The following is a 26,505-nucleotide window of genomic DNA, read 5'->3' on the forward strand; positions in this document are numbered from 1 at the left end:
CTTCGACCGGCTTGGCCATCTGGTGTACCGGCCGAACCCGATGCATCGGATGATGGGCTATCTCGGCGACGAGGTGCTGGTGAATATGACGCCGGCGGCGACGCACGAGGTGGAGCGGCGCATCCATCGCCTGCGCCTGCTGAACGGCTCCACCGCCCGGATCTACCGCCTGGCCCTGCGCGCCGAGGGTCAGGCCATTCCGTTCCGGGTCATCGGCACGGACGCAGGGCTACTGGAGTCGCCCCGGGAGGCCCGGGAGGCCTTCCTTTCGCCGGGAGAACGACTGGAGGTCCTGATCGACTTCGCCGCGTTTGCCGCAGGCGACCGGGTCGAGCTGCACAGCCTGGAATTCGACCCAATGGCCGGTGGCGGCATGGGCGGCGGAATGATGGGGCGCGGCATGGGCGGCGGAATGATGGGGCGTGGCATGGGCGGCGGCATGGGTCGCATGATGGGTGGCGGCATGCACGACGGCGATCCACTCGCATTGCTCGAGTTCGTGGTCCGCGAGGGCGAGGCGGTCACCGCCGAGGTGCCCAAGCGCTTGTCACGGATCGAGCCCATCGACGTGACGGATGCCGGCGAGCGGGATATCCGTCTGGACATGGCGCCGATGCAGTGGCGCATCAACGGAGAGACGTACGATCCTGACCGGGTGCCGATCGAGGTGGATGCCAACACCCGGGAGGTCTGGACCATCCGCAATGCGGACCGCAGCATGCCGCACCCGATGCATATCCATGGCTTCTCGTTCCAGGTGCTGTCGCGCTCGGGCGGTCCGGACTTTGTGCGCCAGCAGGCGGTGAACGAAGAAGGACTGACGGTCGCGGACCTGGGCTGGAAGGACACGGTCCTGCTGTGGCCGGGGGAGACGGTGCGCATCGCGCTCGACTTCACCCATGACTACGATGGTGACCAGCTCTACGTGTTCCACTGTCATAACCTGGAGCACGAAGACAACGGCATGATGGTGAACGTGCTCGTCCGGGCTTGATGGCCCGTGACGACAAGGAAAGGCAACGGCATGAACGAAAGACCGCGTCCCTGTCCGGCCGTCTACCCGGCGGCCGAGGAAGCCCTGCGCGATTGTGATCCGGAGGCGAAGTGCGAGCGCGTGCTGGAGCTTGTGCGCGCCTGGTGGGCGGGTGAGCTGGAGGAATCGGATGCTTCGACCCCGGGACGCATGGAGGTGCCGGGGCGCCCCAGGCAGCCCGTCCTGGTGCATCCGAGGGATCTGCCGCGGCGTGGGTTGCACACCACAGCCGGTCGCGTGGCGCTGGTGCATGCGGTGGCGCATATCGAATTCAATGCGATCAATCTGGCACTGGATGCCGTGTACCGATTCCGTGACATGCCGGCGCCGTTTGTCAGCGACTGGCTGCAGGTCGCGGCCGAGGAGGCGCGGCACTTCCGGTTGCTGCGCGCGAGGCTCCTCGAGCTGGGTGCGGACTACGGCGAGCTGCCGGCCCACAACGGTTTGTGGGAGGCGTCTCTGGCGACCGATCACGACGTAATGGTGCGCATGGCGCTGGTGCCGCGGGTGCTGGAGGCACGCGGGCTGGACGTAACCCCGGGCATGATCCAGCGGCTGGAGGCGGCGGGTGATCGCGATACTGTCGCACTGCTGGAGATCATCCAGCGCGAGGAGGTCGCGCACGTGGCGATCGGGACCCGCTGGTTCCGCGAGCTGGCCCGGGCGCGCGGGCTCGATCCCGAACCGGTGTTCCTCGCCCTGCTGGCCGAGTACATGCCCGGCCGCGTGCGCCCGCCGTTCGCGCACGCGGCGCGCCGCGCCGCCGGTTTCACCGAATCCGAGATGGTGGAGCTAGAGACCCAGGCCACAGCAAGGCCGGCGCCCCGGCCGAAGGCATCGTAAACACCAGCGCCGAGCACTGGCCCAGCCGGCATCGCGCTGGAACTCAGGCGTGCAGCAGTTGCTTGGGGTAGGGCGAGCCATCCAGCCGGCGGAGGATGGGACCTGCCGCGTTGATCTCCAGATATCCCGGGTGTTCGTCCCAGGCGGGCAGGACGCAGCGCTGACGGGGCTGGCCGTCGACGCTGACTTCGTGGATCGCCGGGCGGTGGGTGTGGCCGTGGATCATCAGCGGGACGTCGGCATCGCGGAAGACGTCGGCAACTGCAGTGTCGTTCACGTCCATGATCGCGGCGGCCTTTATCTGGCTCTTGTCACGGCTGGTGGCACGCATGTCCTCGGCCTGGCGGATGCGTTCTTCCAGCGGATGGGCCAGGAACGCCTGCTGCCACTCGCCGCTGCGTACCTGTTGGCGAAAGGCCATGTGTTCGGTGTCGTCGGTACACAGGGAGTCGCCGTGCAGGAGCACGGCGGGTCCGCAGGGCAGGGCCACGTGCAGGGGGTCGGGAGCGAGCTGCATCCCGGCGCGTGCGGCGTAGGCCTCCCCCACGAGAAAATCCCGGTTGCCATGGATAAAGGAAACCGGGATATCCAGTGACTTCAGGCCAGCGGCGAGACGTTCGGCGGCGGGAAAGCCGGCATCGTCGCCGACCCAGTACTCGAACAGGTCGCCGAGGATGTACAGAGCGGAGGCCGTGCGCGCTGGCCCTTCCAGAAACGCGAGCACGGCCTCCAGCAGGGGGCCGGGTTCGCGATCCAGGTGCAGGTCGGAGATGACCAGGGCCGGCGCGCGGGGACTCACGGCCGGCCTAGTCCTCGACGCGTTTGACGCTTTCCATCACGACCGGCTCCTGCGGCACATCCTGGTGCATGCCGGAGCGTCCGGTGGGCATGCCCTCGATCTGGCGCACGACGTCCATGCCCTCGGTGACCTTGCCGAATACGGCATAACCCCAGCCCTGCGCGTTCGGCGCGGTGTGGTTGAGGAAGTCGTTGTCGTTCACGTTGATGAAGAACTGGGCGGTGGCGGAATGCGGGTCCTGGGTGCGCGCCATGGAGACCGCACCGACCTCGTTCTTCAGGCCATTGTCCGCTTCGTTGCGAATCGGCTCGCCAGCGGACTTCTGGTCCATGCCCTTGTCGAATCCACCACCCTGGACCATGAAGCCCGGGATCACGCGGTGAAAGATCGTGCCGTCGTAAAAGCCGTCATCCACGTAGGACAGGAAGTTGGCGACCGTCTCCGGTGCAGCTTCGGCATTGAGTTCCAGCACGATGCGGCCATGATTGGTTTCGATCGCGACCTGCGGGTTGGTATCGGCCATGAGGGCTCCTGAAGTAAAGAGGGTGATCAGCAGGGTGGCCAGCACGATGCCGAGCCGGATACGGATGCGCTGCATTGGACTGACCTCTGGAGGATGAACGTCGGCAATGGTACCCGCCACCGGCGGGGCCTGCCAGCACGCCGGCTGGATGTGGGGTCGCGGCGCTGGTGGGCCCGCGGGCGCTCCGCTACCATGCGCGCGATGACGAACACGATGACCCGAACCCGCTTCGCCCCCAGTCCCACCGGTTTGCTGCATCTGGGCAATGTACGCACCGCGCTGTTCAGTGCGCTGCTGGCCCGCTCGCGCGGAGGGCATTTCCTGCTGCGGATTGAGGATACCGACGCCGAGCGTTCGCGGCCGGAATTTGTCGAGGCTTTGCAGCGCGACCTGCGCTGGCTGGGGCTGGACTGGGACGAAGGATTCGGCGCCGGGGGCGACGCCGGCCCTTATGCGCAGTCCGAACGTGGCGAGCTCTACGCTGGCTATTACCGGCAGTTGATCGACCAGGGGCTGGCCTATCCGTGCTTTTGTTCGCCCGCCGAACTGGAACGTGGGCGCAAGCGGATGCGCGCCCAGGGCAAGCCGCCGCGCTATCCCGGGACCTGTGCCCATCTGAGTGCCGACGAGGTCGCCCGGCGCGAGGCCGAGGGCCAGAAGCCGACGCTGCGCTTCCGTGTGCCACTGGGGCGGACGGTGCACTTCGAGGATGGTGTGCGCGGCCCGGTCAGCTTTCGCACCGACCAGATCGGCGATTTCGTCATCCGTCGCTCCGATGGTACGCCGGCCTTTTTCTTCTCCAACGCGATCGACGATGCCCTGATGGGCGTGACCGACGTAGTGCGTGGCGAGGACCATATCGCCAACACCCCGCGCCAGATGCTGTTGCTGGAGGCGCTGGGGCTTTCGGCACCGGCGTATCACCACTTGCCGCTGGTGATGGGGCAGGACGGGGCGCCGCTGTCCAAGCGCAACGGGTCCGCGAGTGTCGAGGAGTTGCGCGCGGACGGCTACTTGCCGCTGGCGATCCTGAACCACCTGGCGCGGCTCGGGCATCGGTTCGAATCGGACGAGCTGCTCTCGGCCGAGGCGCTGGCCGCGGGTTTCAGCCCGGAACGTATCGGGCACAGTGCGGCCCGGCATGATCCGCAGCAGCTGGAGCACTGGCAGGCGGAAGCCCTGCGCGGTCTTTCGGACGAGGCGCTGCAGGCCTATCTGGAGGCGGCCGGGGTGCTGGAGGGGGTCGCCGCCGGGAAACGGGCGGCATTGGCGTGTCTGCTGCGTGACAACATCAGCCGGGCGGCCGAGGTACCGGTCTGGGTGGCGGCCTTCGCGGACGAGCCCATGCCGTACAGCGACAGCGCGCGCCAGGAGCTGATCGGCGCCGGGCCGGAGTTTTATGGCGCGGCGCTGGAGGCGCTGGACGACGCCGAGGATTTTTCGGCGCTGGCCAAGGCCGTTGGTGCGGCGACGGGCGCCAAGGGACGCAAGCTGTTCATGCCCCTGCGCGCCGCGTTGTCCGGGCAGACCTTTGGCCCCGAGTTGCCGCGGATCTGGGAATATTTGGGTCGCGAGCGGGTGCGGGCGCGGCTGCGGGCCGCGCAGGAGATCGCCACGGCCGGATGACGCCTTGCCCTAGCCCGCCTCGTGCGTCCCGAAGGCGCGGGCACGCAGGGTGTTGTCCAGCAGCATGGCGACGGTCATCGGCCCGACGCCGCCGGGAACGGGGGTGATCCAGGCGGCCTTCTCGGCGGCGGCGTCAAACGCCACGTCGCCGCAAAGGGTACCGTCGTCGCGGCGGTTGATGCCAATGTCGATGACCGTGGCGCCGGGCTTGATCCAGTCGCCCTTGACCAGACCGGGCTTGCCGACCGCAGCGACGACGATGTCGGACTGTCGTGCAATGGCGGCGGTATCCGGGGTGAAGCGGTGGCAGATGGTCGGGGTTGCGCCAGCCAGCAGCAATTCCAGTGCCATCGGGCGCCCGACAATGTTGGAGGCGCCGATGACGCAGGCCGTGCGGCCCTTGAACGGTTCCTCGATATGCCGCAGCAGCTGGATAACGCCCCAGGGCGTGCAAGGGCGCAGGCGCGGAACGCGCGCCACCAGGCGGCCGACGTTGTACGGATGGAAGCCGTCCACGTCCTTGGTCGGGGAGATGCGCTCGATCACCGTTTCCGGGTCGATGTGATCGGGCAGCGGAAGCTGGACCAGGATCCCGTCGATGGTGCGGTCGGCGTTGAGCTGGTCGATCAGTGCCAGCAGGTCGGTCTGCGGCGTTCCGGCCGGCAGGTCGTAGGAGTGCGAGACCACGCCCACCTGTTCGCAGGCCTTGCGCTTGTTGCGCACATAGACTTCGGAGGCCGGATTGGTCCCGACCAGTACCACGGCGAGACCCGGCGGCCGCAGGTTGCGGGCGGTCATGGATTCGATCTCGGTCGCGATCCGGGCGCGGTGGCTTTGTCCGATCGCGCGTCCGTCGATGAGCTGGGCCGTCATGGGATCTCGCCTTGGGGGAATGCCCGCGATCTTCCCACGGCGGGGGCGGACGCTCAAGCCGCATCGGGGCGGGAACCCGGTTCGTTCGTGGATGCCGGATAGACGCCTAGAGGGCGGCTGACAGGCCGGTGGCGACGGGGCTGGCCTCGCAGCGGTTCCGTCCGTCCTGCTTGGCACGATAGAGCGCATCGTCGGCGCGCGCGATCAGGGTCTCCGCGGTGTCACTGGATGGCGGGTCAGTGGAGAGGCTGGCGATGCCGACGCTTACGGTGACCGTCAGAGTGTCCGGCGCGCAGGGCGGGGCCGCCTGGTGTCCGGTGAGGGTGATCGGGGTGCCGGCGACGGCGTTCCGAAGCTTGTCGCCCAGGGCGATGGCGGCGTCCAGGTCAGTGTGTGGGGCAATGACCACGAACTCCTCTCCACCGAAGCGAGCGGCCAGGTCGGAGCGCCGCAGTACCCGCTGCATGCGCTCGGCGAGGGTGGTCAGGATGTAGTCGCCGACCAGGTGGCCCAGACGGTCGTTGATCGGCTTGAATTCGTCGATGTCCAGCATCACGAGGGACAGCGGCTGGCCATAGCGCCGAGCGCGGGAGACCTCTTCATCCAGCCTGCGATCCATGTGCCGGCGGTTGAACAGGCCGGTCAGCGGATCGGTGATGGATTCGTGCTCCAGTCGCGTGATCCGGCGGATGTTTTCCACGGAACTGTGGGTCAGGGCGACCACGGTACAGACGAAACACCCGCCCAGCAGGAAGATGACGGGAACCAGCAGATCCGGGAAACCTTGGTATAGACCCCAGTTCATCGGGATGTAGCCGAAATAGCCCAGGGTGAACAACGGAACCAGGAAGGTCATCAGCTTCCAGCCGGTGCGGACGCGGCTCTCCGGGAGCTCGCGCAGCAGCTGGGCGAGTTTCCACTGGGCGAAGAGGAGGCCCGCCGCCCCCAGCACGATGGTCGTACTGGCTACCCAGTTGAGCATCCGTCCCCCCCCCTGTGTCGCTACCTTGCGAATGTTCCGGATAGACGGTATCACGAGACGCGGTTCGAGAGGACGGATCGCGGCCGGAATTTCGTGGTTCATCTTGACCTGTGGTCCCCGCGAGGGCTACCATCCTGCGCTCGCTGTGTAGGCCCTTTAGCGGGGACGGCTCGACGGGGTATAGCGCAGTCTGGTAGCGCGCCTGCTTTGGGAGCAGGATGTCGGGGGTTCGAATCCCTCTACCCCGACCATGGCTCCCGGCCTGGATGTTCAGGCAGGCCCGGATCAGGTGCCATGGCCCCAGTGCTGGGCGGTAACGCGCTCGTAGCTCAACCGGATAGAGCATCGGCCTTCTAAGCCGACGGTTGCAGGTTCGAGTCCTGCCGGGCGCGCCAGAGCAGCCCTTCGCGCAAGTAGCTGTACAGTGACACGGTGGTGACCGTAGCTCAGTTGGTAGAGTCCCGGATTGTGACTCCGGTTGTCGTGGGTTCGAGTCCCATCGGTCACCCCATCCCCTTTTTGTTCCGGGGGCCGTTAGCTCAATTGGTAGAGCAGTGGACTCTTAATCCATTGGTTGTAGGTTCGATTCCTACACGGCCCACCATTTTCCTAACGTGTCCGTTTGCCTCGAGAAGCGCCGTTGGCGTGAGTCGATTCCCTGTGCCTCTGTTCGGCGGTGGGCGCCGGCGTGCCGCGGCGATCACATGGCCGGGACGCTGGCGGGCACGAGCGTGGGTGGCTCGGCGGGCCGCAGCATGGGTGACGGGCGCGGATGCGGGGGCGTGCGCTGGATTTGGTATCGGAGCGCCCGATGTCGGCCGGGCGTCACCTGCAGGCAGGACGTTAGTATCAAGCCACCGCGATCTGCACCTACCGCCCCTCGGGGCAGGACTGTCGCGAGTACCAGGTGCACGCTCAGGCCACGGTGGACGTATACCCCGAGGCGATCACCGGCGCCGTCTGTCGCGATGCCGGCGGGCGCTGGATGGAAACCCGCACGCCGGGGTTCCGGACGGCACGTCCGGAAGACGGTCGGCCCGCGGGCGGGCACAAAAAAGCCCCGCATTAGCGGGGCTTTCTGGTTCCGGGGCGACCCCCGGAGTGGATGCGGACCGGTCAGGACTTGCGGTACATGTCCTCGGTGGTCGGGACGTAGCCGAGGTTGTCCTCGCCAATGCCCTTGACCTTCGGTTCGTTGAGGTCGCTGATGCGTACGTTGCCGTCCTGGCTGCGCAGGTATTCGGCGATGCCATCCCAGATGTCGACCCCGACGCCGCCGGGCACGCTCTGCTGCACGCTGGCCCAGCCGGCAACGACGTATTCCTTGTCGGCGTCCAGCTTCCGGCCATCCAGTTCCATCTCGGAGATGCGGTTGCCGATCTCGGCGGTCGGGTCGATGGCGTATTTCAGGCCGCCGACGCGGACCATGTCGCCACCCTGCTGATAGAACGGATCGGTGTTGTAAAGGTTGTCCGCCACGTCTTCCAGGATGTCCTTGATCTGGGCCCCGGTGAAGGTGTTGCGGGTCATCTCCGGGTAGGTCAGGCCCGTCTGGTCCATCACGTGCTCGAAGGTGATCGGCATGCCCGGCAGTACCGTGGTGCCCCAGCGGAAACCCGGGGAGAAGGAAATCTGGGCATCGTTGTATTCGATCAGGCCATCGCAGATGAGCTGGTCGAAGGTGCCGTTGAAATTGCCCCGGCGGTAGAGCAGGTCGTCGGTGACGGCCAGTTCCTCGGACAGCTTCTCTTCCATGTTGAAGGTCTCGTCTTTCCAGGTAACCTCGCTGTTGCGCATGTTGTGGATGAACGAGGCCATTTCCGGGTCTTCCGGCAGCATTTCGGCGAACACCGGCACCAGACGGTATTCCCAATCCTTGATCTCACCGTCGCGGAAATCGAAGTCGAGCACACCGACGAACTTGGCGTTCGAGCCGGCGTTGGTGACCAGGCAGGTGCCGCCGTCGGGGCGTTCCACCGGAAGGGGCTGCGGGACGGCGTCGTGGGTGTGGCCGCCCATGATGGCATCCAGGCCTTCGACCAGGCCGGCCATCTTGATATCCACGTCCATGCCATTGTGCGAGAGGGCCACCACGATCTCGGCCCCTTCGGCGCGCGCGTCGTTGACGGTCTCCTGCATCTCGTCCGGACGGATGCCGAAGGACCACTGTTCGATCATCCAGCGCGGATTGGCGATTGGGGTATAGGGGAATGCCTGGCCGACGACTGCGACGTTCACGCCGTTCATCTCGCGGATCACGTAGGGTTTGAAGACGCGGTCACCCCAGTCGACGTCGCGCACGTTCTGGGCGACGAAGTCGATGCCGGCATCGGCGAAGTCGCCCTTCACGACCTCCTCCACGCGGTCGGAGCCGTAGGTGAACTCCCAGTGACCGGTCATGACGTCGATGCCCAGCAGTTTCTGCGCATCCACCATGTCCTGCGCGTTGGTCCACAGCGCGGAGCCGGAGCCCCCGCCCCAGGTGTCGCCGCCGTCCAGAAGCAGTGCGTTCGGACGGGAGTCGCGTAGCTTGTCGACCAGGGTCTTCAGGTGCGCGAAGCCACCGACGCGACCGTACTGTTCGGCCGCTTCCATGAAGTTCAGGTTAGTGTAGGCGTGCGCGTAGATGCTGTTGCGATCGATGTCGTAGTGCTTCAGGAACTGCTCGCCCACGATGTGCGGGGGCCGGTTGCGCATGTCCGTCACGCCGAGGTTCATGTTCGGTTCGCGGAAGTAGACGGGTTTCAGCTGGGCGTGGCAGTCGGTGTAGTGCAGCAGGTGCACGTTGCCGAAGCGATCCAGAGTGTCATACGGGTCACCCGCGGTGCCGCCCTTGTTATCGCTGCAGGCGGCCGTGCCCAGGGGCAAACCGGCGGCGCTGGCGGCGGCCAGCAACTGCATGAATTCTCGGCGTGAGATGTGCATGAGGAATCCTACCTCTCTATTCCGGATTGGTCGTTGATGAATGGGTCGCGCTGGTAATGTGCCGCTGGATAGACGAGCCGACCGGCGGGAACATTCCCGTCGCGTGATCGGTTACCGGCGCTCCTCGCGGGCGTCCCGCGCAGTCTCGCGGGCCGAATCGCGTTTGCCCTCGATCCGCTGGCGGTCTTGCTCGCTGGCGTCCGAGGCATCCATGGCAGCCTCGAATTGCCGGACCGCCTCTTCGTACTGGGCGCGGTGGAAGAAGTATTCGGCCATGGCTTCCCGACTGATTGTAATATACCCGGCCGCGTCGGCGATATCGGCCTGCAGGCGCAGAAGCTCCGGATTGGGTGCGGTTTCCTGGCGGATCATGTCGGACAGGATGCGAATGGCGCGGTCGGGCTGACCGATGTCGCGGTGGACGCGGGCCAGCCGCTCGCGGATGACCGGGTGACCGGGGTACACCGCATCCAGATCCTGCAGGCGCTCCAGCGCGTCTTCGTGCTCGCCTTCCTCGCGCAGCAGCGCGGTGAACGCGAGTTCGTGGGTGAGGCCGGGCGCGTCCGCGGCGTCGATGCGCTCGAGCTGTTCGCGCGCGCGGCGGGGCTCGCCCCGTTCAAGATGTGCGACGGCCGCCCCGTAGCGTTGTGACGCAGAGGGTGAGTCGGTCGCGCGGATGCGTTCCAGGGTGCCCCGCGGATCCTTCAGGGCCTGGACTCGTGCCTGCATCCACTGGAATTCGGGGCCGCGGTCCCGGGTGTCGGTGGCGGCCATCTGGCTGGCGCGGTTGCGGGCATCGGTAATGCGGTCGAGGGTCACGGGGTGGGTGCGCAGGTATTCCGGCACCTGGTCGCCGACGCCACGCGAGAGCTCCTGCAGACGTTCGAAGAAATCCGCCATCGCGTGCGGGTCGAATCCGGTGCCCTCCAGGATCTGCATCCCGGCGCGGTCGGCCTCGGTTTCGTTGGTGCGTGTAAAGTTGATCTGTTGCTGGATGCCGCTTGCCACGCCGCCGGTGATGACGGCCGAGCCCAGGGTGGGGTCTACCGCCGAGGCGAGGATGCCGGCCAGGATCGCCAGACCGGTCGTGAAGTTGATGTCGCGCCCCCGCGCGAACATGCGTGCGATGTGGCGCTGGGTCACGTGGGCGATCTCGTGTGCCATGACGGCCGCGAGCTCCGCCTCGTCACGCACCTCGAGCATCAGTCCGGCATGGATGCCGATGATGCCGCCGGGCATCGCGAAGGCATTGACCTGGTCATTGTCGATGGTCAGGAAGTAGAACGGTCCGTCCGCGCTGGGTGCATTGGCCAGTAGCTGGCGTCCCAGCGAGTCGACGTAGAAGACGACCTCGGGGTCCGTGACCAGGGGGGCGGTACGGCGAGCCTCGCGCAACAGCGAGCGGCCGAGTTCGCGCTCTTCCGCCGGCGTCAGTACGCCTCCGGAAGCCTCGCCGAGATCGGGCAGGGATACACCGCTGGCGTGGGTGGGCGTCGCCGCCAGGCTCGCGAGTATCAGCAGGGCGGCGAGCAGGAAATGGGAAAGGGCATGCATGCCGCGAGGACCGACGGGCGCCGGCCCTCGCATGCGGACATGCCGGGGGGCGTGGTTACTTGCCAAGCCCCGGCGCCGACGAATAGGTGCGCATGCTGTCGCGGGTTTCCCACAGTTTCGGCTTCAGCATCGCCTCGGGCACCATGAACTTCTTGCGGTCCAGCACCTTGTGGGTGCGCACGATCTTGACCACGTCGTCATAGCTCATCTTGAACAGTAACCCGACATCGCCACCGGAGGTCCGGCGCGCGATCATGTAGTCGTCCTGCATGTCGTGCACATAGATGTTGGCAGGGCGCAGCTTGCCGTTTTCGTCTTTCAGCGTGACGGCGTAGTGACCGTCCACCTGGAATTCGCTCTTGTCCACCGGGATATCCTCCGCGAAGCAGTGAAGCTGATCATTATGCATCAGCGTTTCCTTAAGCGGAGGCGACGATAGCAAAAGTTTTCCCCGCGAGCGACCATCCACCTCCCGCGGGTTGGTCTTGTTTGCATTTGTGGCCGGTTTCGCTATGCTCCGCGCCCACTCTTTCCCGAGTCAGCCTCTGCCAAGGGCAGTGGTTGCCGCGAGAGTTCGGTTTTCACGAGATGACCCGGAGCGCAGCGTGTACGGATTCACCGAGATCACCCCGGACGAGCTGGAACAGTGGCGGAACGAGGGCAAGACGTTCCGTCTGCTCGACGTGCGTTCGCCGGGCGAGACCGGGCGCGGTGTCATTCCCGGTGCCGAATTGGTCCCGCTCGCCACCTTGCCGATGCGCAAGGACGAGTTCACCGGTGACGAGACACCCCTGGTGATCTACTGCCAGAGCGGGGCGCGTTCCGCCCAGGCCTGTGCCTTTCTCGCCCAGCAGGGAGTGGACTGCGCCAGCAACCTGCGCGGCGGGATTGTTGGATGGGCGCAAACGGGCAAGCCGGTGGTAAGCCCGGATTAGAATTCGGTTGTATTCCGATGCCGTTTCGCCTATAAGGGGGGATTCGGCAGGTAACCGTTCGGTCGCTGCTGTCGCGTTCAGGGCCCGATTCGGACTGCAGTACCCGACTGATAAAACGCACTCAAAGGAGAGAAACGATGGCCAACTTTGACCAAGAACTCGATGCTTCCGGCCTGAACTGCCCGCTGCCCATCCTGCGCGCCAAGAAGGCGCTCGCCGCGATGGACGCCGGTCAGGTTCTGCACATCATCGCCACCGACCCGGGCGCCGTGAAGGACTTCCAGGCCTTCGCCAAGCAGACCGGTAACGAGCTGATGGAACACAAGGAAGAAGGCGGCAAGTTCTACTTCCTCGTGAAGAAGGCCTGAAGCGTTTCAAACGCTTGATTCGGGGCGGCAATCCGCAAGGGTTGGCCGCCCCGAATCCTGAATAACGTCGGTTGCCATGCGGTAACTGGATTGGTGCCTGGACGAGGTCTAGGCTGGCTGCGCAGGGTTCACAAGAAACCTGCACCGCCTAAAGCGACGAGGTGTGAGATATGGCGACATACGCTGAGATGCAGCAAATCTTCGACGACATTCGCGGAGATTTTCGCTACGACCACGAACTCAACGGCTGCCTGAACTGCGGAATCTGCACGGCCACGTGCCCGTCCGCCCAGTTCTACGATTATTCGCCGCGCGAGATCGTCCAGCTGCTCTGGACCGAGAACGTCGAGCAGATCTACGACGCGATGCAGGAAAAGATCTGGGCCTGCGCCCAGTGCATGACCTGTGCGGCGCGCTGCCCGTTCAAGAACTCCCCCGGTGGCCTGGTCGCGATCATGCGCGAAGTGGCCATCAAGCACGAGATGCAGTCCGCCAAGGACGTACTCCGTCCGTTCGGCCGCGTCATGCTCAAGCTGATCACCACGGGTAACCAGCTGTCGCCCGACATGATCCAGCCCGATCACTTCCCCGACTGGGGTCCCAACATCCAGAAGGTGGAAGGCGACCTGCGCATCCTGCGCAAGGCGATTCCGGTGAAGACGCTGCAGACGGTCGAGACCGCCTGGGAAGTGTCGCTGAAGACCTCGGTCGAGATGTACACCATCTGGGAAATGACCGGGGTCCTGAAGTCCCTCGAGCTGATGGACGAGAACCTCTTCGACGTGATCGAGGACTTCATCGACGAGAAGCGCGAGGACTACGAAGACTGGCTCGAGGAGCAGGAAGAGGAAGACGACGAATAAGTCGTCGGCCCGTTCCCGCATCCAAGACATCAGGAGAAGCGTTATGAGTGAACAGACCCCAGGCAACCACAACCAGAACGGCGAAGGTGCCGGTGCCGGCACCATGAAGCCCGGCTACCACAACACCGACGGCCAGGGCATTGCCGGTCACGGCTCGTTCTTCCAGTCGACCGACCTGTCGAAAGAAGACGCCGTCAAGGCCACCGACTGGGTGCGCAAGCACGTCGACCGCCGCACCATCGATCTCGGTGATCGCATGGATGACGTCCGCGAGCATATGTACGAGCTCGAGAAGGACGGTCAGATCATCATCCACCGTGTCGAAGACCAGCACGAGCCGGCCACGGTGAACACGCTGTTCGGCTGGGAGAAGCAGATCCCGACCAAGCAGCTGTGGCATCACAAGTCTTGCGGTCAGTGCGGGAACATCCCGGGCTATCCGACGTCGCTGCTGTGGTTCATGAACAAGTTCGGCTTCGAGCCGGGCAAGGACTACCTCGACGAAACCGACCAGACCTCCTGCACCGCGTGGAACTACCACGGCTCGGGTATCGGGAACGTCGAATCGCTCGCCGCCGTGTTCCTGCGCAACTTCCACCAGGCCTACGTCTCCGGCAAGCAGCACGGCCATGAGCTGGGTCACTTCTACCCGCTGGTGCATTGCGGCACCTCCTTTGGTAACTACAAGGAGATCCGCAAGTATCTGATCGAGTCCGCCGAGCTGCGCGAGAAGGTCACCAAGATCCTCGGCAAGCTGGGGCGCCTGGTCGACGGCAAGCTGGTCATCCCGGAAGAGGTCATTCACTACTCCGAGTGGGTGCACGTGATGCGTAATCGCATCGCGTCCGAGTTGCAGACCATCGATGTCTCCAACATCCGCACCACCGCCCACGTGGCCTGCCATTACTACAAGATGGTCCACGAAGACGCGATCTATGATCCGTCCGTGCTCGGCGGCAACCGTACCGCGATCATCACCTCCACCGCCCAGGCCCTGGGTGCGCAGGTGATCGACTACTCCACCTGGTACGACTGCTGCGGCTTTGGCTTTCGCCACATCATCTCCGAGCGCGAGTTCACCCGCTCGTTCACGATGGATCGCAAGATCCGCGTGGCCCGCGAGGAAGCCAACGCCGACGTGATGCTGGCCAACGATACCGGCTGTGTCACGACGATGGACAAGAACCAATGGATCGGCAAGGCCCACAACCAGAACTTCCAGATTCCGATCATGGCGGAAGTCCAGTTCGCGGCCCTGGCCTGCGGTGCGGATCCGTTCAAGATCGTCCAGCTGCAGTGGCACGCGTCGCCCTGCGAGGATCTGGTCGAGAAGATGGGCATGTCCTGGTCCGAGGCCAAGAAGACCTTCCAGGAGTACCTGAAGGAAGTCGAAGCCGGGAATATCGAATACCTCTACAATCCTGAACTCGCTTACGGGGGCAAGGTCTGATGCAGCAAGATACCGTTCTAGTAGTGGGGGGTGGCCCGGCCGGTCTGGCCGCCGCCGCGAATGTGAATTCCGCCGGTTACAAGGCGGTTGTGGTCGAGAAGGAAGACGTGCTCGGCGGCGCCCCGATCCTGTCGGGGTACGCCAAGCTGGTGCCTTCCGGCGAGTGGGCGAAGGACGCCATCGGCCGCATGGTCAAGCGCGTCGAAGACGATGCCAACTCGACCGTGCACAAGGGTGCCAAGGTCGAGAAGCTGGACGGCGAAGCCGGCAACTTCACGGCGACCCTGACCAACGGCGAATCGGTTCAGGCCGGTGCCGTGGTGCTGGCCACCGGTTTCACCCATTTCGACTCCATTAACAAGCCGGAATGGGGTTTCGGGACCTATGAAGACGTCCTGACTACCACCCAGATGGAGCAGATGGTGGGTAGTGGCAAGATCGCCTGCCCGTCCGACGGCCGTGTGCCGGAGCGCGTCTGCATCCTGCTGTGTGTGGGTTCCCGTGACCGCCAAATCGGCCGCGAATGGTGCTCGAAAATCTGCTGCACCGTCTCCGCGAACCTGGCCATGGAGATCAAGGAGATCTCGCCGGAAACGGATGTGTTCATCTACTACATGGACATCCGGACCTACGGCCTGTACGAAGACAAGTTCTACTGGAAGTCCCAGGAAGAGTTCAAAACCAAGTTCGTCAAGGCGCGTATTGCGGAAGTGACCGCCTCGGGTGACGGTCGTCTGCTGGTCAAGGGTGAGGACACCCTGGTCAAGCGTCCGATCATCATCCCGTTCGACATCGTCGTGCACGCCATCGGCATGGATCCGAACGCCGACAACCCCGAAATCTCGCAGGTCTTCGGTGTGGGCCTCGAAAAGCACGGCTTTATCGAGAAGGCCGAGCAGTACACCAACACCTGTGGCACCACCCGCAAGGGGGTTTACTCCTGCGGTGCGGCCTACGGGCCCGAGACGATCGACGATTCGATCGCCCAGGGTGCCGCCGCGGGTGGCCGCGCGGTTGCGGATCTGCATGCGCTGGTTCAGAAAGCCGGCTGAGGTCGTCAGCGACGATGCGGCTTCGGGGCTCGCCCCCGAGCCGCTTGAGGTCACCTTTGACAAGGAGATCCTCGGGTCCAAGCTCTCGAGTCTGAGAGAGGCCATCGCCGAGGCAGGCGGGGTCGACGGCTTGGAGACGTTCATCGAGGCGCTGCGTTCCAAGCACGAGGTGTTCGCGGCGATCGTGGCCAAGGGCGACGAGATCGATGCCGAAGATGTCCGCGCGCTCGGCGGGCTGGTGTTTTCGGTTCGACGCAAGCTTGGCTCGCTGATGGCGGAACGCCAGGGGGCGCTGGTCGACGGCGTGCGCGGCCTGGTGCGGCCGGATGTGGATGTCAATGAACGCCTGACGGTCTTTGCGGACCTGGCGGCGGATGACAAGAAGCTGCGCAGGGCGATCTGGGACTTCGGTGCCGAGGTCCTGCACTTCGCGGATCCGGAGGCGGTCCCGCTGGTCTGCCGCTGGGTCTGGGATACGTCAACCACCACGGGCGCCCTGCGGGAGTTCATCCGCGGGAATGACACGCTCCGGTCCATCCCCATAGGGGAGTCGGTCGGGGCCATCGAGGGAGCCAGGCGCTGGTTCTACGATGCACTCGCCGAGGACGGCTTCTACCGCGACCTGCCGTTTGTGACGGATCTGGTCTGGGTGCAGGCCTACTCGGACTACGCCCGGGCGCTCTCGATGAGTCTGGGGATGATCGACAACCAGTTCGGGGCCAAGCAGGATCCGCTGGAACTGGCCGTGAAGATGCTGGGGATCGATTCCCCGGAAGGTCGCCTGAAAGGAACCGATGCGTCGCTGCATTGAATAACGGAACGAACTTGAGCCTGGCTACACAGGTTTTCGGAGAGACGTCATGGCAATACATGAAAAAGCACTAATCGAGGACGAACGACTCCAGCAGCACGACGAGCTTGTGGTCGATGGGGTGGATGTGTCCGGGCACTGGAACACCATGATCGCCCCGCGCACGGTTCGCGATTACGACGACGATTTCGAGGCGAAGATCCAGACCTACACGGGTGCGGAGAACGTTCACCGCTGTTGGCAGTGCGGGTCCTGCACGAACTCCTGCACGATGTACGCGCAGAACGTGCAGTTCAATCCGCGCTACTGGATCTACCTGACCCGGCTGGGCATGAAGGAAGAACTGGTCAAGGACAAGGACATCATCTGGCAGTGCGTGTCATGCAACAAGTGCACCAACATCTGCCCGAAGGATGTGAAGCCGGAAGGTGTGATGAAGGCGCTGGCGCACTGGATGGAGGAGGAGGGGATCACGGAAAAAACCCCGTCCACGCACTTTGACGAAGAGTTCGCCGATCAGATCTACAAGACAGGTCGCATCGAAGACGGGAAGGTCATGCAGAACTTCTTCAAGAAGACCGGTCAGCCCCTGCTTCAGGAATGGCTGAAGGTGTTCATGTTCCGCATGATGAAACACCTTCCGGTGAAGCACCTGATGGCGATGGGCTTCAACACGATTCACACGCCGCGCACCAAGTCCTGGGGCAAGACCGGGGACGTGCTGAAGAACTACGTGCGCGAACAGAAGGAGGCCGCTCATGGCTAAGGTTGCTTACTATCCGGGTTGCGCGCTCGAGGGTTCCGGTGGCCCGTACGACCGCTCCACCCGCGTGCTGGTCAAGGCGCTTGGGCTCGAGATGGAGAACCTGCGCGACTGGAACTGCTGCGGGGCGATGGAGGTGAAGAACGTTCACCCCATGCTGCAGACCTACCTGTCCGCACGGAACATGGCGATCGCCTCCGAGCAGATGGGCATGGACACCGTGATGGCCCCTTGCAATGGGTGCTACCACAACCTGAAGAAAGCCGAATACGAGACCGCCACCTCCGAGGACGCGATGAACACCGTCCAGGATCTGGCGCGCAAGTCCGATGATCCGGTCTACAGCGGTGACGTGCGGACTCTTCACCTGCTCGAGTGGCTGATGGAAGAGCTGGGGCCCGAGGGCATCAAGCAGAAGATGACCAAGAGCCTTAATGGGATCAAGATCGCGAACTACTACGGCTGCATGTACACGCGGCCGCGGCAGATCTTCCCCGAGAAAGACAATGGGCCGGGCTCGGATTCCAGTTACCAGCCGCATTTCATGGACGACCTTCTGGGTGCCGCGGGTGCGGTGAACGTGGACTACCCGCTGAAGACCTCGTGCTGTGGTGGCGCGCACACCCTGTCGGATTCGGATACCTCGACCCAGCTGGTGCTGAACCTGCTGCAGTCTGCGGAAGATTCCGGGGCAGAAGTGATCGCCACCGAGTGCCCGACCTGCCACTCCGGTCTGGAGATGCACCAGGTTCGTGCCGAGACGGAGTTCGGTATCAAGACGGACGTGAAGGTGCTGTACTTTACTCAGCTGCTGGGTCTGGCCATGGGCCTTTCCCCGCGCAAGCTGGGCATTCACGAGAACGTGAGTGATTCGATTGGCCTGCTGAAGGAGAAGGGGGTCATCTGATCCCCGGATCCATGCCCAGCATGGCCCATCGATAAGTTCAGAAGACGGGCGCCAGGCGCCCGTTTTTTGTGGAGGCACGGGTCCGCTCGGTCCCGGGAACGAGGCGAAACATGGATTGCAACGGCTGCGAGTTTCACCCTGAACTGTTCTACGACGACGAGTTCCAGATCTGGCTGCGCCGTGAGGACGACGACACGCTCACGGTGGGCATGACGGACCTGTCGCAGACCATCGCGGGCAAGATCATCCACGTGCGGGTTCGCCGTCCGGGTACGCGTCGGCCGCCGGGCAAGCCGGTCGCCACGATCGAAAGCGGGAAGTGGGCGGGACCCATTCCCAACTTTATCGATTGCAAGATTGTGGAAGGGAACGACGAGGTGCTGGAAAATCCGGTCCTGCTGAACTCCGACCCCTACAACGCCTGGATTGCCCGTGTGGAGCCGACCAACGGCGTGGAAGCCGCGCTGGAAGAATTCCTGACCGGGGACAAGGCAGAAGAGGGCTACTGCAAGCGGGCCAAGGATGACGACATCCAGTGCCAGCGCAAGCTTCGGTGAACGATACCATGGCGGAACTCGACGACGATTACTACCTGGACAACGACGAGCAGACGGTCGTGATCATCATGACCTCCGGCCCGTCGACACCCGGGCGCTGTGCCACGCCGTTCTATCTCGGTTCCGTGATGGCGTCGATGGACGTGGATGTCTACATCTTCTTCACGATGGAAGGGGTGCGGCTGATGGAAAAGGGCGTCACGGACGATCTGCGGGCGATGGAGGACGGCAAGCTGATCAAGGATTTTATCCAGGACGCAAAACGCGCCGGGGTGCGGCTGCACGTTTGCCAGCCCGCGCTACCGGGGTATAGAATCGACGCGTCTTTGGATCTCATCGACGAAGTCGATGAAGTGAATCGGGCGAGCGAACTAGCCGACCTGATACTACGTAGTGATAAAACGATAACGTTTTAATTTTCCCGCTTTATTTGAATATTCCTGGAGGAAGACATGGGTGCAGTTCGGGGTTGTGATATTCCGGAAGATCTGATGTACAACGTTGAAAACAACGTTTGGGTGCGCAAGGAAAGCGACGGTACCGCGACGGTCGGCCTGACTTCCTACGCCTGTTCGCTGGCGGGCACGATCGTGTCCTACACCCCGAAGAAGGTCGGCAAGACGGTCAAGAAGGACAAGTCCTGCACCACCGTCGAATCCGGCAAGTGGGTCGGCCCCGCGAAGACCCCGGTCACCGGTGAAGTCACCGAGACCAACGACAAGGTTGCGGCGAACCCGGGCCTGATCAACGAGGATCCCTACGGCGAAGGCTGGCTGATCAAGCTGAAGCCGGAAGACTGGGATGGCGAAGTCGGTGACCTGAAGACCGGCTCCGACGCCCTGTCGGCCTTCGAGGCCAAGATGGAAGCGGACGGTTTCGGCGGCTGCTGATCCCGGTCCCGTCCGGGCCGCCGTTCCCTCGAGGTCGGCGGCCCCTTTTTTTCGGTAATACCCGAGTAAAACCTTCAAGAAATGCGCCGACCCGGAGAATGCCCATGACGAGCTGGAACGATGTCATCCAGCGGGTAGAGCCCCTCGAGGATGTCCCTGTCGATCCGTCGCTGGTTGATGACCTCCAGCATAGCCTGCGACACGCCGGGGATTCGGGTTCGGTACATTTCTACACTCCGACGTTCAAGTCCTACCAGTCCACGGAGCTGGCCGATTGCGGGAAGAGCGCCTGGCCGGCGATGTCCATCACCGGCGGTGACTGCAAGCTGGCCTGCGATCACTGCAAGGCCAAGATCCTGGAGCCGATGATCCCCGTCCGCACCCCGGAGGATCTCTGGCGCCAGGTGAATGGCGTGATCGAGTCCGGCGCTCAGGGCATGCTCCTGACCGGTGGCTCCAATCATCGCAACGAGGTCGAGTACGACCCGTACTACTCGACGATCCGGCGCATCAAGGACGAATTCCCCGAGTTTCGTATCGCCATGCACACCGCACTGGTGGACGACGATATCGCGTTGTCCATGGAGCAGGCCGGGATCGACGCCGCCATGATGGACGTGATCGGGGCTCAGGACACGATCACGCAGGTCTATCACCTGCGCCGCAGTGTCGACGACTTCGAGCGCACCCTCGAAAGCCTGGTGAACACCAACATGAAGGTGGTCCCGCATATCGTGATCGGCCTGCATTACGGAAAGCTACTGGGCGAGTGGAACGCGCTGGAGATGCTGGCGCGGCATCTGCCGGATGCGGTCGTGCTGGTGGTGGTCATGCCGTTCTACGCCCCGGCGAGTCGGCCGTTCGAGACGCCGGACGTACATGCGGTGGGTCGCTTCTTCCATGACGCGCGCGAACGGCTGGGCGATACCTCGCTATTGCTGGGTTGTGCCCGTCCGCCGGGAGAGGCCAAGAGCCAGATCGACAGCTACGCCGTGATGGCGGGCCTGTCCGGTATCGCACACCCGGCCGAGGGTGTGGTCGAACTCGCCGCGCGCCTGGGCAAGAAGGTCCGGGTCACGCCGGCCTGCTGTTCCATCGCGGTGGGCGACGAGGTGATGGCCGAGGATGCCGGTGCCGGCAGCGGCGTGGAGCTGGACCTCGACACCATCGTGGCCGAGGAGGCCCGCCGCCGCGAGCAGGAACGCAAGGCTCGGCAGGGCCTCGGCGGGATCCGGATCGTGACCGAAGGCGGCGAGGTCGCGGCCGGGGGTGGCTGCCATGCCTGAACGCGATCAAGGGCTGCTGCGCATCCTCGATACCGGGCTGCGCCCGGCGGCAGAGAACATGGCCTTCAATCGCTCGCTGCTCGAGTGTCATCAGGTGGGGGTGTCGCCGCATACCCTGCGGTTCCTGCAGTTCGAGCCCTGCGCGCTGGTGGGCTTCCACCAGAACGTTGACCAGGAAATCAATACGGAGTACTGCAAGGCGAACGGGATCGCGATCCAGCGCCGGATCACGGGCGGCGGCGCGATCTATTTCGATGCCACGCAGCTGGGCTGGGAGCTGTATCTGGACAAGCGCTTCCTCGGCACGGCGGACATGGCGCAGATCGCCGCGCGCATCTGCAACGCCGCCGCGGCTGGCATACGCTCGCTAGGCGTGGATGCGCAATTCCGCCCGCGCAACGATATCGAGGTCGACGGCCGCAAGATCTCCGGCACCGGGGGCGCCTTCGATGGCGACTCGATCATGTACCAGGGCACGCTGCTGATCGAGTTCGACGTCGAGGACATGCTGCGCATCCTGCGCATCCCGTCCGAGAAGCTTTCCAACAAGGCGATCGAATCCGCCCGCGACCGCGTGGTGAACCTGGCCACGCTGCTGCACGACATGCCCGCGCTGGACGTGGTGAAGGGCGCCATCGCACGTGCCTTTGCCGAAGAGTTCGGTGTCCGCACCGAGGCCGCCGATCTGTTGTCGGAAGAGCGCGATGCATTCGACGAGGCGCTGGCCGAGATCGACACCGAGGAGTGGGTCTATCAGCGCAACCGCCCGGCGACCGATGCCCCGATGTTCGAGAGCATCTTCAAGTCGGATGGTGGTCTCATGCGCGTGGGCGTGGCGCTGGATCCGGAACGCAGGCGCCTCAAGCAGCTCTGGATCACCGGCGACATCTTCGTGAAACCGGCCCGCACCATCGCGGACCTGGAAGCGGCCCTGCGCGATACGCCACAGGCCGAGATGGAGGACCGCGTGCGCGCCTTTTTCGCGGAGCGGGATGTCGAGATGCTGCAGCTGACGGCGGATGACTTTATCGCCGCCATCCAGTCGGCCCTGGCGCAGGCCGAGCTCGACGAGGCCGCCGCGCAATGATCCCCACCCGGAGTGTTCGCTGATGCTGCCCACCAAGGTCGATGTCCTGGTGGTGGGGCTGGGGCCCGGCGGGGCCTCGGCCGCGCGGATCGGTGCCGCGGCCGGGCTGTCGGTGCTCGCGGTCGAGCGCAACAAGGCCTTCGGCGAGCCGGTGCAGTGTGCCGAGTTTATCCCCAACCCCATGGGTGCCTACGCACAGCCCGACGGGGTGTTGTTGCAGCGCATCGACTCCATGCAGAGCTTCCTGCCCTCCGGGGCCGTGGAGCATTCCGACTTCCCCGGCCTGATGGTGGATCGCGGCGAGTTCGACCGCGCGATCATCCGTGCTGCCCAGGCCAGTGGCGCGCAGATGGTCACGTCCACGCCCCTGGTCGCGGTGGACGCCGCGCGCCACGTCGCCCGGGTGAAGTACCAGGGCCATGAGCAGGAGGTCGAGTACCGCGTGTTGATTGCCGCCGACGGGCCGCATTCGCCGGTAGCCGAGTCGCTGGGCCTGCCGGCTTTGCCGACGGTGCAGACGCGCCAGTACACTGTACCGCTCAAGAAGCCCTACACCGCCACCGACGTATGGCTGTCGGATGATTACCCGGGCGGCTACGCCTGGCTGTTCCCCAAGGGCGAATGGGCGAACCTCGGACTGGGCGCCGACAAGCACATCGCCGGTGATCTCAAGGCGCCGCTGGACTCCCTGCATGCCCAGCTCGTGGAGCAGGGGCTGCTGGGCGAGGAGATCCGCTACCGCACCGGCGGGGCGATCCCGGTCGGCGGCCTGCGCGACTCGCTGGTAGCGGGAGACGTACTGTTCGTCGGCGATGCCGCCGGCCTGACGCACCCCATCACCGGGGCGGGTATCGCCGCTGCCGTGGTGTCGGGCGAGGCCGCGGGCGAGGCCGCAATCGGCCACCTGGAAGGCGATGGCGAGGCCTTTGCCGACTATGACGAGGAGATGCGCGACCAGTACGGACCGGCGCTGGATCGGGCCTGCGAGCGACGTGCCTTTCTCAACGAACACTGGCGGACCCCGCGGGCACAGGAAGATGCCACTCAGCGCCGTGGATGGATTGCATTTTCCGAGTATTTCAACGATGGTGACCGGGCCGCGTAATCGGACCCGGTCGACGGATGCCTGGCATCCCCGAGACAACGCTGGAGGAATTCCATGAGTGCAAGTGCAGAGGAGATGGTCGCGCCGATCAACTTTTACCGGCCCGACTATCACATCAAGACCCCGGACATGCGTTCGCCGGAGTATGTGCAGATGTCCACCGCGGCCGCGATCACGCTGGGCCTGGTGCCGGGCACCATGCATCGCACGTCCTGCACGCACTGCCTGAACCTCCTGGTGACCTACCCGGAAGGCTGCCGCGCCAACTGCTCCTACTGCGGCCTGGCCCGCCATCGCGAGGAATCGCGCGACTACGCCGACCGCAACTTCATCCGCGTCGACTGGCCGACCGCCAAGTACGACGAGGTGATCGAGCGCGTGAAGAACCACGCCGACGCCGGCCAGTTCGAGCGCATGTGTATCTCCATGATCACGCACCCGAACTCCGACGCCGACACCGTCGAGCTGCTGGAGCGCTGGGTCGCCGAGGTCAACCATATCCCGGTCTCGATCCTGTCCAATCCGACCACCATGAGCTATGAAGACCTCCAGCTCCTGCGCGACAAGGGTGCCGACATCTTCACCGTCGCGCTGGACGCGGTGACCCCGGAGATCTTCGAGCGTACCCGCGGCAAGTCGGTCGAGAGCCCGCACACCTGGGACAAGTACTGGCAGTCCATCGAGTGGGCCGCCGAGATCTTTGGGCCGGAGAAGTTCGGCGCGCACCTGATCTGCGGCATGGGCGAGACCGAGGAAGAGATCCTGCAGGTCTGCCAGCGCATCCGTGACCTGGGTGGCCACAACCACATGTTTGCCTTCTTCCCGGAAGAAGGCTCCCTGATGGAGGACTGGAACCCGGTACCGCGTGACCAGTGGCGTCGCGTGCAGCTCGGTCGCTTCGTGATCGACTATGCCGGTGGCCGCATCGATGACATGAAGTTCAACGCCGACGGCCAGGTGGTGGATTTTGGTCTGCCGCAGTCCGAAGTCGAGGAGCTGATTGCCTCCGGCAAGCCGTTCCAGACCTCCGGCTGTCCCGGCAAGTCCGACGAGGAGGTCTCGGCCTGCAACCGCCCGTATGGCGATTCCAGTCCGACCGATATCCTCTCTTTCCCGTTCGCGCTGAACTCGACCGATGTCGGATTCGTCAAGCGGCAGATGGCCGGGGAGGACGTCGGCACCTTCGACTTTGACGCCGACGAGGCGGAAGATGAAAAGACAGCCTGAAATCGACAGTGGTAGTATTCAGCGAAAGCCCCGGTGCCCCCGGGGCTTTCGCATGTCAGGGGATCAATAAGACTTTTTGAATATTCAGGTATCGAGCAGGGTTATCAAGGCCATTCATCCGAGTGCCCTTGAACACTCCTGCCGAAAAACTCGCGGCACGGTCGGTCACCGTGACGCGGGCCGTGCGAACACCGCCAAGACCGGACCGGTGGCATACAAGGGGGCCGCGCGTAACCGGGGTGTTCGTACTACACAACAAGAAGACCACCAAAGGAGATACAAAATGGAAGCACGCATTATTCGCCGCAGCCTGGTGACGATCGCGGTCGGCCTGGCCATGGGCTCCGCCGGCGTCGCGCACGCCACCAACGGCTACTTCACCCACGGCTATGGCACCAAGGCCAAGGGCATGGGGGGCGTCGGCATGGCGATCTCCCAGGATGCCTACGCGCCGGGCATCAACCCCGCCGGCATCGCTGGGATGGAAACCCGATTCGATGGCTCGCTGACCTACTTTCGGCCCGAACGCTCCTATGAGGTATCGGGAATGCCGACGCCGCCGGGGGCGGGGACCTTTGGTCTGGCGCCGGGGAAGGTGGATAGCGAGAGCGAGGACTTCTTTATTCCCTCGGTCGCGTTTGTCCAGCAGATCGACGAAGATCGATCCTGGGGTGTCGCGCTACTCGGTAATGGTGGCATGAACACCGATTATCCGGCTTTCGACAATCAGTTTTGTCCGGGGCCCACAGGGGCTGGTGGCCTAACCCCGCCCACGGGGACAACCGGGCCGTTCTGTGACGGTGCGGCCGGAGTTAATCTGGAACAATTGGCCATCATCCCGACCTACGCGCAGAAGTTTGCTGATGGGCGAGTGAGTGTTGGGTTCAGCCCTATCATCAGCTATCAGCGGTTTAGTGCCGAAGGTTTGGGAACATTCGGCGACATGGGGATGAGTGAAGATCCGGAAAACCTGAGTAGTGGCAAGACCGATTCTACGTGGGGCTATGGTGCCCAGATTGGATTGCAGGCTGAACTGGCCGAGGGCGCGCGAATTGGTGCGACCTATCGGTCGAAGATCCGCGCCGGAGACTTTGATGAATATGCAGGTCTCTTCGCGAATGGCGGCGACTTCGATATTCCATCCACCTATGGTCTTGGGTTTTCGCTCGACGTGTCGCCGAACGTAACGCTGTCTGCCGATTACCAGATGATTCGCTACTCGGAGATCGATGCGGTCTCGAATCCCGTTTCGAACATCCAGCAGGCTCAGTTTGGAGCAGACGGGGGACCTGGTTTTGGCTGGGATGACGTCAACATCTTCAAACTCGGGGCGCAGATCGATGGCGGGAACGGCTGGACCTGGCGCGTCGGTTACAACCGTGGCGAGAATCCGATTTCGTCCCAGAACGTTACGCTGAATATCCTGGCCCCGGCCGTGATGGAAGATCACTTCACTGCCGGCTTCACGAAGGAATTCGGTCAGCATGAGCTCAACTTCGCGGCCATGTATGCCCCGAGTCAGAGTGTTTCCGGCCCGAATGCGTTCGACCCGGCTCAGGAAGTCGAGATCGAGATGGAGCAGTACGAGCTCGAGATCGGGTACGCGTACAACTTCTGATCAGACGGCCCGGAGCGGTCGCCTGACCGCCACGGGCCTCGGTATTGCGCGCCCGGGAAGGGCGCCCGGCCTTGAGGGGAAGGCTGGAACCGCCAGGGACGGTGGGTGATCCCGGGGTTCGCGCCGCACCGGGGGGTGCGTTCCGGGCTCTTCATTTCGCCTTGTTCCGCTCGAAATCAATTAAGAATTCAAAGGAGGATGCCATGCGAGCAATCCACGCCTTGCGCGGGAGTGTCCGCGCCGTCGGCATGGTCGCGGCGGTTGCGCTGTTTGCGGCGAGCCAGACCGTGGCGGCGGACAATTACCGTCCGTTCGTGCTGGCCTACACTGACTCGGGGACGGATGTCTCCGCCGAGGCCGCCAGTGTGCGGGAACGCCTGGAGGAGGCCGACTTCGAGTTCCTGGGCGAATATCCGGTCAGTGACGAC

The 26,505-nt window shown here is 64.1% G+C and carries 26 protein-coding genes, 4 tRNA genes and 1 pseudogene; 24 read left to right on the forward strand and 7 right to left on the reverse strand.

Features of this window, described 5'->3' with window-relative positions; all coding sequences use genetic code 11:
- Both ACESLR_RS08360 and ACESLR_RS08365 read left to right on the forward strand, forming a co-directional pair.
- Nucleotides 1-994: multicopper oxidase family protein (locus ACESLR_RS08360; protein WP_373067012.1), on the forward strand; the 994-nt coding region annotated here is incomplete at its 5' end.
- Between the two features lie 30 nt (nucleotides 995-1,024).
- Entirely contained in the window at nucleotides 1,025-1,876 is an 852-nt protein-coding gene (locus ACESLR_RS08365; protein ID WP_373025138.1) for a ferritin-like domain-containing protein, read from the forward strand.
- A 43-nt stretch (nucleotides 1,877-1,919) separates the two neighbouring features.
- On the opposite strand, the gene ACESLR_RS08370 is transcribed toward ACESLR_RS08365, so the two are convergent.
- Both ACESLR_RS08370 and ACESLR_RS08375 read right to left on the reverse strand, forming a co-directional pair.
- Nucleotides 1,920-2,675 (reverse strand): UDP-2,3-diacylglucosamine diphosphatase, encoded by a 756-nt coding sequence (locus ACESLR_RS08370; RefSeq protein ID WP_373025139.1) that lies wholly within the window; start codon nucleotides 2,673-2,675, stop codon nucleotides 1,920-1,922.
- Nucleotides 2,676-2,682: 7 nt separating this feature from the next.
- Complete coding sequence (locus ACESLR_RS08375; protein ID WP_373025161.1) at nucleotides 2,683-3,198, reverse strand: peptidylprolyl isomerase; 516 nt, start codon at nucleotides 3,196-3,198, stop codon at nucleotides 2,683-2,685.
- A gap of 192 nt (nucleotides 3,199-3,390) precedes the next feature.
- Here ACESLR_RS08375 and gltX point away from each other — a divergent pair, with 192 nt between their 5' ends.
- Nucleotides 3,391-4,824 (forward strand): glutamate--tRNA ligase, encoded by a 1,434-nt coding sequence (gene gltX / locus ACESLR_RS08380; protein ID WP_373025140.1) that lies wholly within the window; start codon nucleotides 3,391-3,393, stop codon nucleotides 4,822-4,824.
- A gap of 9 nt (nucleotides 4,825-4,833) precedes the next feature.
- On the opposite strand, the gene folD is transcribed toward gltX, so the two are convergent.
- Nucleotides 4,834-5,697 (reverse strand): bifunctional methylenetetrahydrofolate dehydrogenase/methenyltetrahydrofolate cyclohydrolase FolD, encoded by an 864-nt coding sequence (gene folD, locus ACESLR_RS08385; protein ID WP_373025141.1) that lies wholly within the window; start codon nucleotides 5,695-5,697, stop codon nucleotides 4,834-4,836.
- Nucleotides 5,698-5,803: 106 nt separating this feature from the next.
- The gene (locus ACESLR_RS08390) at nucleotides 5,804-6,679 is read right to left on the reverse strand and encodes a GGDEF domain-containing protein (RefSeq protein ID WP_373025142.1); all 876 of its coding nucleotides are present in this window, start codon (nucleotides 6,677-6,679) and stop codon (nucleotides 5,804-5,806) included.
- 174 nt (nucleotides 6,680-6,853) lie between these two features.
- On the opposite strand from ACESLR_RS08390, the gene ACESLR_RS08395 reads away from it, so the two are divergent.
- The 4 genes from ACESLR_RS08395 to ACESLR_RS08410 all read left to right on the forward strand — a co-directional run bounded on the left by ACESLR_RS08395 (nucleotide 6,854) and on the right by ACESLR_RS08410 (nucleotide 7,283).
- Nucleotides 6,854-6,930 (forward strand) — tRNA-Pro (locus ACESLR_RS08395).
- 67 nt (nucleotides 6,931-6,997) lie between these two features.
- Nucleotides 6,998-7,074: transfer RNA gene (locus ACESLR_RS08400), tRNA-Arg, on the forward strand.
- A 40-nt stretch (nucleotides 7,075-7,114) separates the two neighbouring features.
- Nucleotides 7,115-7,190 (forward strand) — tRNA-His (locus ACESLR_RS08405).
- 17 nt (nucleotides 7,191-7,207) lie between these two features.
- Nucleotides 7,208-7,283: transfer RNA gene (locus ACESLR_RS08410), tRNA-Lys, on the forward strand.
- A gap of 512 nt (nucleotides 7,284-7,795) precedes the next feature.
- On the opposite strand, the gene soxB is transcribed toward ACESLR_RS08410, so the two are convergent.
- From soxB to ACESLR_RS08425, 3 genes are all read right to left on the reverse strand, one after another.
- Nucleotides 7,796-9,604: a thiosulfohydrolase SoxB gene (soxB, locus tag ACESLR_RS08415; RefSeq protein WP_373025143.1), complete on the reverse strand. Its 1,809-nt coding sequence runs from the start codon at nucleotides 9,602-9,604 to the stop codon at nucleotides 7,796-7,798.
- 111 nt (nucleotides 9,605-9,715) lie between these two features.
- Nucleotides 9,716-11,158 carry a M48 family metalloprotease gene (locus tag ACESLR_RS08420; protein WP_373025144.1) on the reverse strand — a complete coding sequence of 481 codons (1,443 nt, stop codon included), beginning with the start codon at nucleotides 11,156-11,158 and terminating at the stop codon, nucleotides 9,716-9,718.
- Nucleotides 11,159-11,213: 55 nt separating this feature from the next.
- On the reverse strand, nucleotides 11,214-11,567 hold the full coding sequence (locus ACESLR_RS08425) for a hypothetical protein (RefSeq protein ID WP_051132334.1): 354 nt from the start codon (nucleotides 11,565-11,567) through the stop codon (nucleotides 11,214-11,216).
- Nucleotides 11,568-11,763: 196 nt separating this feature from the next.
- Between ACESLR_RS08425 and ACESLR_RS08430 the strand changes: the two genes are divergently transcribed.
- The 17 genes and pseudogenes from ACESLR_RS08430 to ACESLR_RS08510 form a co-directional block, all read left to right on the forward strand.
- The gene (locus ACESLR_RS08430) at nucleotides 11,764-12,093 is read left to right on the forward strand and encodes a rhodanese-like domain-containing protein (RefSeq protein WP_373025145.1); all 330 of its coding nucleotides are present in this window, start codon (nucleotides 11,764-11,766) and stop codon (nucleotides 12,091-12,093) included.
- Between the two features lie 137 nt (nucleotides 12,094-12,230).
- A complete protein-coding gene (locus ACESLR_RS08435; RefSeq protein ID WP_017941140.1) occupies nucleotides 12,231-12,461 on the forward strand; it encodes a sulfurtransferase TusA family protein in 231 nt (76 codons plus the stop codon).
- 188 nt (nucleotides 12,462-12,649) lie between these two features.
- On the forward strand, nucleotides 12,650-13,324 hold the full coding sequence (locus ACESLR_RS08440; protein ID WP_017941141.1) for a 4Fe-4S dicluster domain-containing protein: 675 nt from the start codon (nucleotides 12,650-12,652) through the stop codon (nucleotides 13,322-13,324).
- Nucleotides 13,325-13,367: 43 nt separating this feature from the next.
- Complete coding sequence (locus ACESLR_RS08445) at nucleotides 13,368-14,774, forward strand: heterodisulfide reductase-related iron-sulfur binding cluster (protein WP_373025146.1); 1,407 nt, start codon at nucleotides 13,368-13,370, stop codon at nucleotides 14,772-14,774.
- 23 nt (nucleotides 14,775-14,797) lie between these two features.
- Nucleotides 14,798-15,826 (forward strand): FAD-dependent oxidoreductase, encoded by a 1,029-nt coding sequence (locus tag ACESLR_RS08450; RefSeq protein WP_373025162.1) that lies wholly within the window; start codon nucleotides 14,798-14,800, stop codon nucleotides 15,824-15,826.
- Nucleotides 15,765-16,637 (forward strand): hypothetical protein, encoded by an 873-nt coding sequence (locus ACESLR_RS08455; protein ID WP_373025147.1) that lies wholly within the window; start codon nucleotides 15,765-15,767, stop codon nucleotides 16,635-16,637. The genes ACESLR_RS08450 and ACESLR_RS08455 overlap by 62 nt, the downstream gene beginning before the upstream one ends.
- Nucleotides 16,638-16,686: 49 nt before the next feature.
- The gene (locus ACESLR_RS08460) at nucleotides 16,687-17,403 is read left to right on the forward strand and encodes a 4Fe-4S dicluster domain-containing protein (protein WP_373025148.1); all 717 of its coding nucleotides are present in this window, start codon (nucleotides 16,687-16,689) and stop codon (nucleotides 17,401-17,403) included.
- Nucleotides 17,396-18,307 (forward strand): CoB--CoM heterodisulfide reductase iron-sulfur subunit B family protein, encoded by a 912-nt coding sequence (locus ACESLR_RS08465; RefSeq protein WP_024327100.1) that lies wholly within the window; start codon nucleotides 17,396-17,398, stop codon nucleotides 18,305-18,307. Before ACESLR_RS08460 ends, ACESLR_RS08465 begins: the two co-directional genes overlap by 8 nt.
- Before the next feature lie 110 nt (nucleotides 18,308-18,417).
- The gene (locus tag ACESLR_RS08470; protein ID WP_018867548.1) at nucleotides 18,418-18,864 is read left to right on the forward strand and encodes a glycine cleavage system protein H; all 447 of its coding nucleotides are present in this window, start codon (nucleotides 18,418-18,420) and stop codon (nucleotides 18,862-18,864) included.
- An 8-nt stretch (nucleotides 18,865-18,872) separates the two neighbouring features.
- Nucleotides 18,873-19,280 (forward strand): DsrE family protein, encoded by a 408-nt coding sequence (locus ACESLR_RS08475; RefSeq protein WP_373025149.1) that lies wholly within the window; start codon nucleotides 18,873-18,875, stop codon nucleotides 19,278-19,280.
- 36 nt (nucleotides 19,281-19,316) lie between these two features.
- Entirely contained in the window at nucleotides 19,317-19,754 is a 438-nt protein-coding gene (locus ACESLR_RS08480) for a glycine cleavage system protein H (RefSeq protein WP_081618657.1), read from the forward strand.
- Between the two features lie 104 nt (nucleotides 19,755-19,858).
- Complete coding sequence (locus ACESLR_RS08485) at nucleotides 19,859-21,040, forward strand: radical SAM protein (RefSeq protein WP_373025150.1); 1,182 nt, start codon at nucleotides 19,859-19,861, stop codon at nucleotides 21,038-21,040.
- Nucleotides 21,033-22,127 (forward strand): biotin/lipoate A/B protein ligase family protein, encoded by a 1,095-nt coding sequence (locus tag ACESLR_RS08490; protein WP_373025151.1) that lies wholly within the window; start codon nucleotides 21,033-21,035, stop codon nucleotides 22,125-22,127. The genes ACESLR_RS08485 and ACESLR_RS08490 overlap by 8 nt, the downstream gene beginning before the upstream one ends.
- 22 nt (nucleotides 22,128-22,149) lie before the next feature.
- Complete coding sequence (locus ACESLR_RS08495; protein ID WP_373025152.1) at nucleotides 22,150-23,232, forward strand: geranylgeranyl reductase family protein; 1,083 nt, start codon at nucleotides 22,150-22,152, stop codon at nucleotides 23,230-23,232.
- 54 nt (nucleotides 23,233-23,286) lie between these two features.
- The gene (locus tag ACESLR_RS08500) at nucleotides 23,287-24,459 is read left to right on the forward strand and encodes a radical SAM protein (protein WP_028484699.1); all 1,173 of its coding nucleotides are present in this window, start codon (nucleotides 23,287-23,289) and stop codon (nucleotides 24,457-24,459) included.
- A gap of 283 nt (nucleotides 24,460-24,742) precedes the next feature.
- Entirely contained in the window at nucleotides 24,743-26,077 is a 1,335-nt protein-coding gene (locus ACESLR_RS08505) for an OmpP1/FadL family transporter (protein WP_373025153.1), read from the forward strand.
- A gap of 203 nt (nucleotides 26,078-26,280) precedes the next feature.
- Nucleotides 26,281-26,505, forward strand: a pseudogene (locus tag ACESLR_RS08510) (hypothetical protein); the annotation flags it as partial.

It is taken from the genome of Thioalkalivibrio sp., assembly GCF_041685615.1.
GTDB lineage: Bacteria > Pseudomonadota > Gammaproteobacteria > Ectothiorhodospirales > Ectothiorhodospiraceae > Thioalkalivibrio.

Excerpts from the sequence above, each read along its gene's own strand:
- ACESLR_RS08365 (WP_373025138.1), top strand. The coding sequence starts at position 1,025 with ATGAACGAAAGACCGCGTCCCTGTCCGGCCGTCTACCCGGCGGCCGAG.
- ACESLR_RS08375 (WP_373025161.1), bottom strand. The coding sequence starts at position 3,198 with ATGGCCGATACCAACCCGCAGGTCGCGATCGAAACCAATCATGGCCGC.
- gltX (WP_373025140.1), top strand. The coding sequence starts at position 3,391 with ATGCGCGCGATGACGAACACGATGACCCGAACCCGCTTCGCCCCCAGT.
- folD (WP_373025141.1), bottom strand. The coding sequence starts at position 5,697 with ATGACGGCCCAGCTCATCGACGGACGCGCGATCGGACAAAGCCACCGC.
- ACESLR_RS08390 (WP_373025142.1), bottom strand. The coding sequence starts at position 6,679 with ATGCTCAACTGGGTAGCCAGTACGACCATCGTGCTGGGGGCGGCGGGC.
- soxB (WP_373025143.1), bottom strand. The coding sequence starts at position 9,604 with ATGCACATCTCACGCCGAGAATTCATGCAGTTGCTGGCCGCCGCCAGC.
- ACESLR_RS08420 (WP_373025144.1), bottom strand. The coding sequence starts at position 11,158 with ATGCATGCCCTTTCCCATTTCCTGCTCGCCGCCCTGCTGATACTCGCG.
- ACESLR_RS08425 (WP_051132334.1), bottom strand. The coding sequence starts at position 11,567 with ATGCATAATGATCAGCTTCACTGCTTCGCGGAGGATATCCCGGTGGAC.
- ACESLR_RS08435 (WP_017941140.1), top strand. The coding sequence starts at position 12,231 with ATGGCCAACTTTGACCAAGAACTCGATGCTTCCGGCCTGAACTGCCCG.
- ACESLR_RS08440 (WP_017941141.1), top strand. The coding sequence starts at position 12,650 with ATGCAGCAAATCTTCGACGACATTCGCGGAGATTTTCGCTACGACCAC.
- ACESLR_RS08445 (WP_373025146.1), top strand. The coding sequence starts at position 13,368 with ATGAGTGAACAGACCCCAGGCAACCACAACCAGAACGGCGAAGGTGCC.
- ACESLR_RS08460 (WP_373025148.1), top strand. The coding sequence starts at position 16,687 with ATGGCAATACATGAAAAAGCACTAATCGAGGACGAACGACTCCAGCAG.
- ACESLR_RS08465 (WP_024327100.1), top strand. The coding sequence starts at position 17,396 with ATGGCTAAGGTTGCTTACTATCCGGGTTGCGCGCTCGAGGGTTCCGGT.
- ACESLR_RS08470 (WP_018867548.1), top strand. The coding sequence starts at position 18,418 with ATGGATTGCAACGGCTGCGAGTTTCACCCTGAACTGTTCTACGACGAC.
- ACESLR_RS08475 (WP_373025149.1), top strand. The coding sequence starts at position 18,873 with ATGGCGGAACTCGACGACGATTACTACCTGGACAACGACGAGCAGACG.
- ACESLR_RS08480 (WP_081618657.1), top strand. The coding sequence starts at position 19,317 with ATGGGTGCAGTTCGGGGTTGTGATATTCCGGAAGATCTGATGTACAAC.
- ACESLR_RS08485 (WP_373025150.1), top strand. The coding sequence starts at position 19,859 with ATGACGAGCTGGAACGATGTCATCCAGCGGGTAGAGCCCCTCGAGGAT.
- ACESLR_RS08490 (WP_373025151.1), top strand. The coding sequence starts at position 21,033 with ATGCCTGAACGCGATCAAGGGCTGCTGCGCATCCTCGATACCGGGCTG.
- ACESLR_RS08495 (WP_373025152.1), top strand. The coding sequence starts at position 22,150 with ATGCTGCCCACCAAGGTCGATGTCCTGGTGGTGGGGCTGGGGCCCGGC.
- ACESLR_RS08500 (WP_028484699.1), top strand. The coding sequence starts at position 23,287 with ATGAGTGCAAGTGCAGAGGAGATGGTCGCGCCGATCAACTTTTACCGG.
- ACESLR_RS08505 (WP_373025153.1), top strand. The coding sequence starts at position 24,743 with ATGGAAGCACGCATTATTCGCCGCAGCCTGGTGACGATCGCGGTCGGC.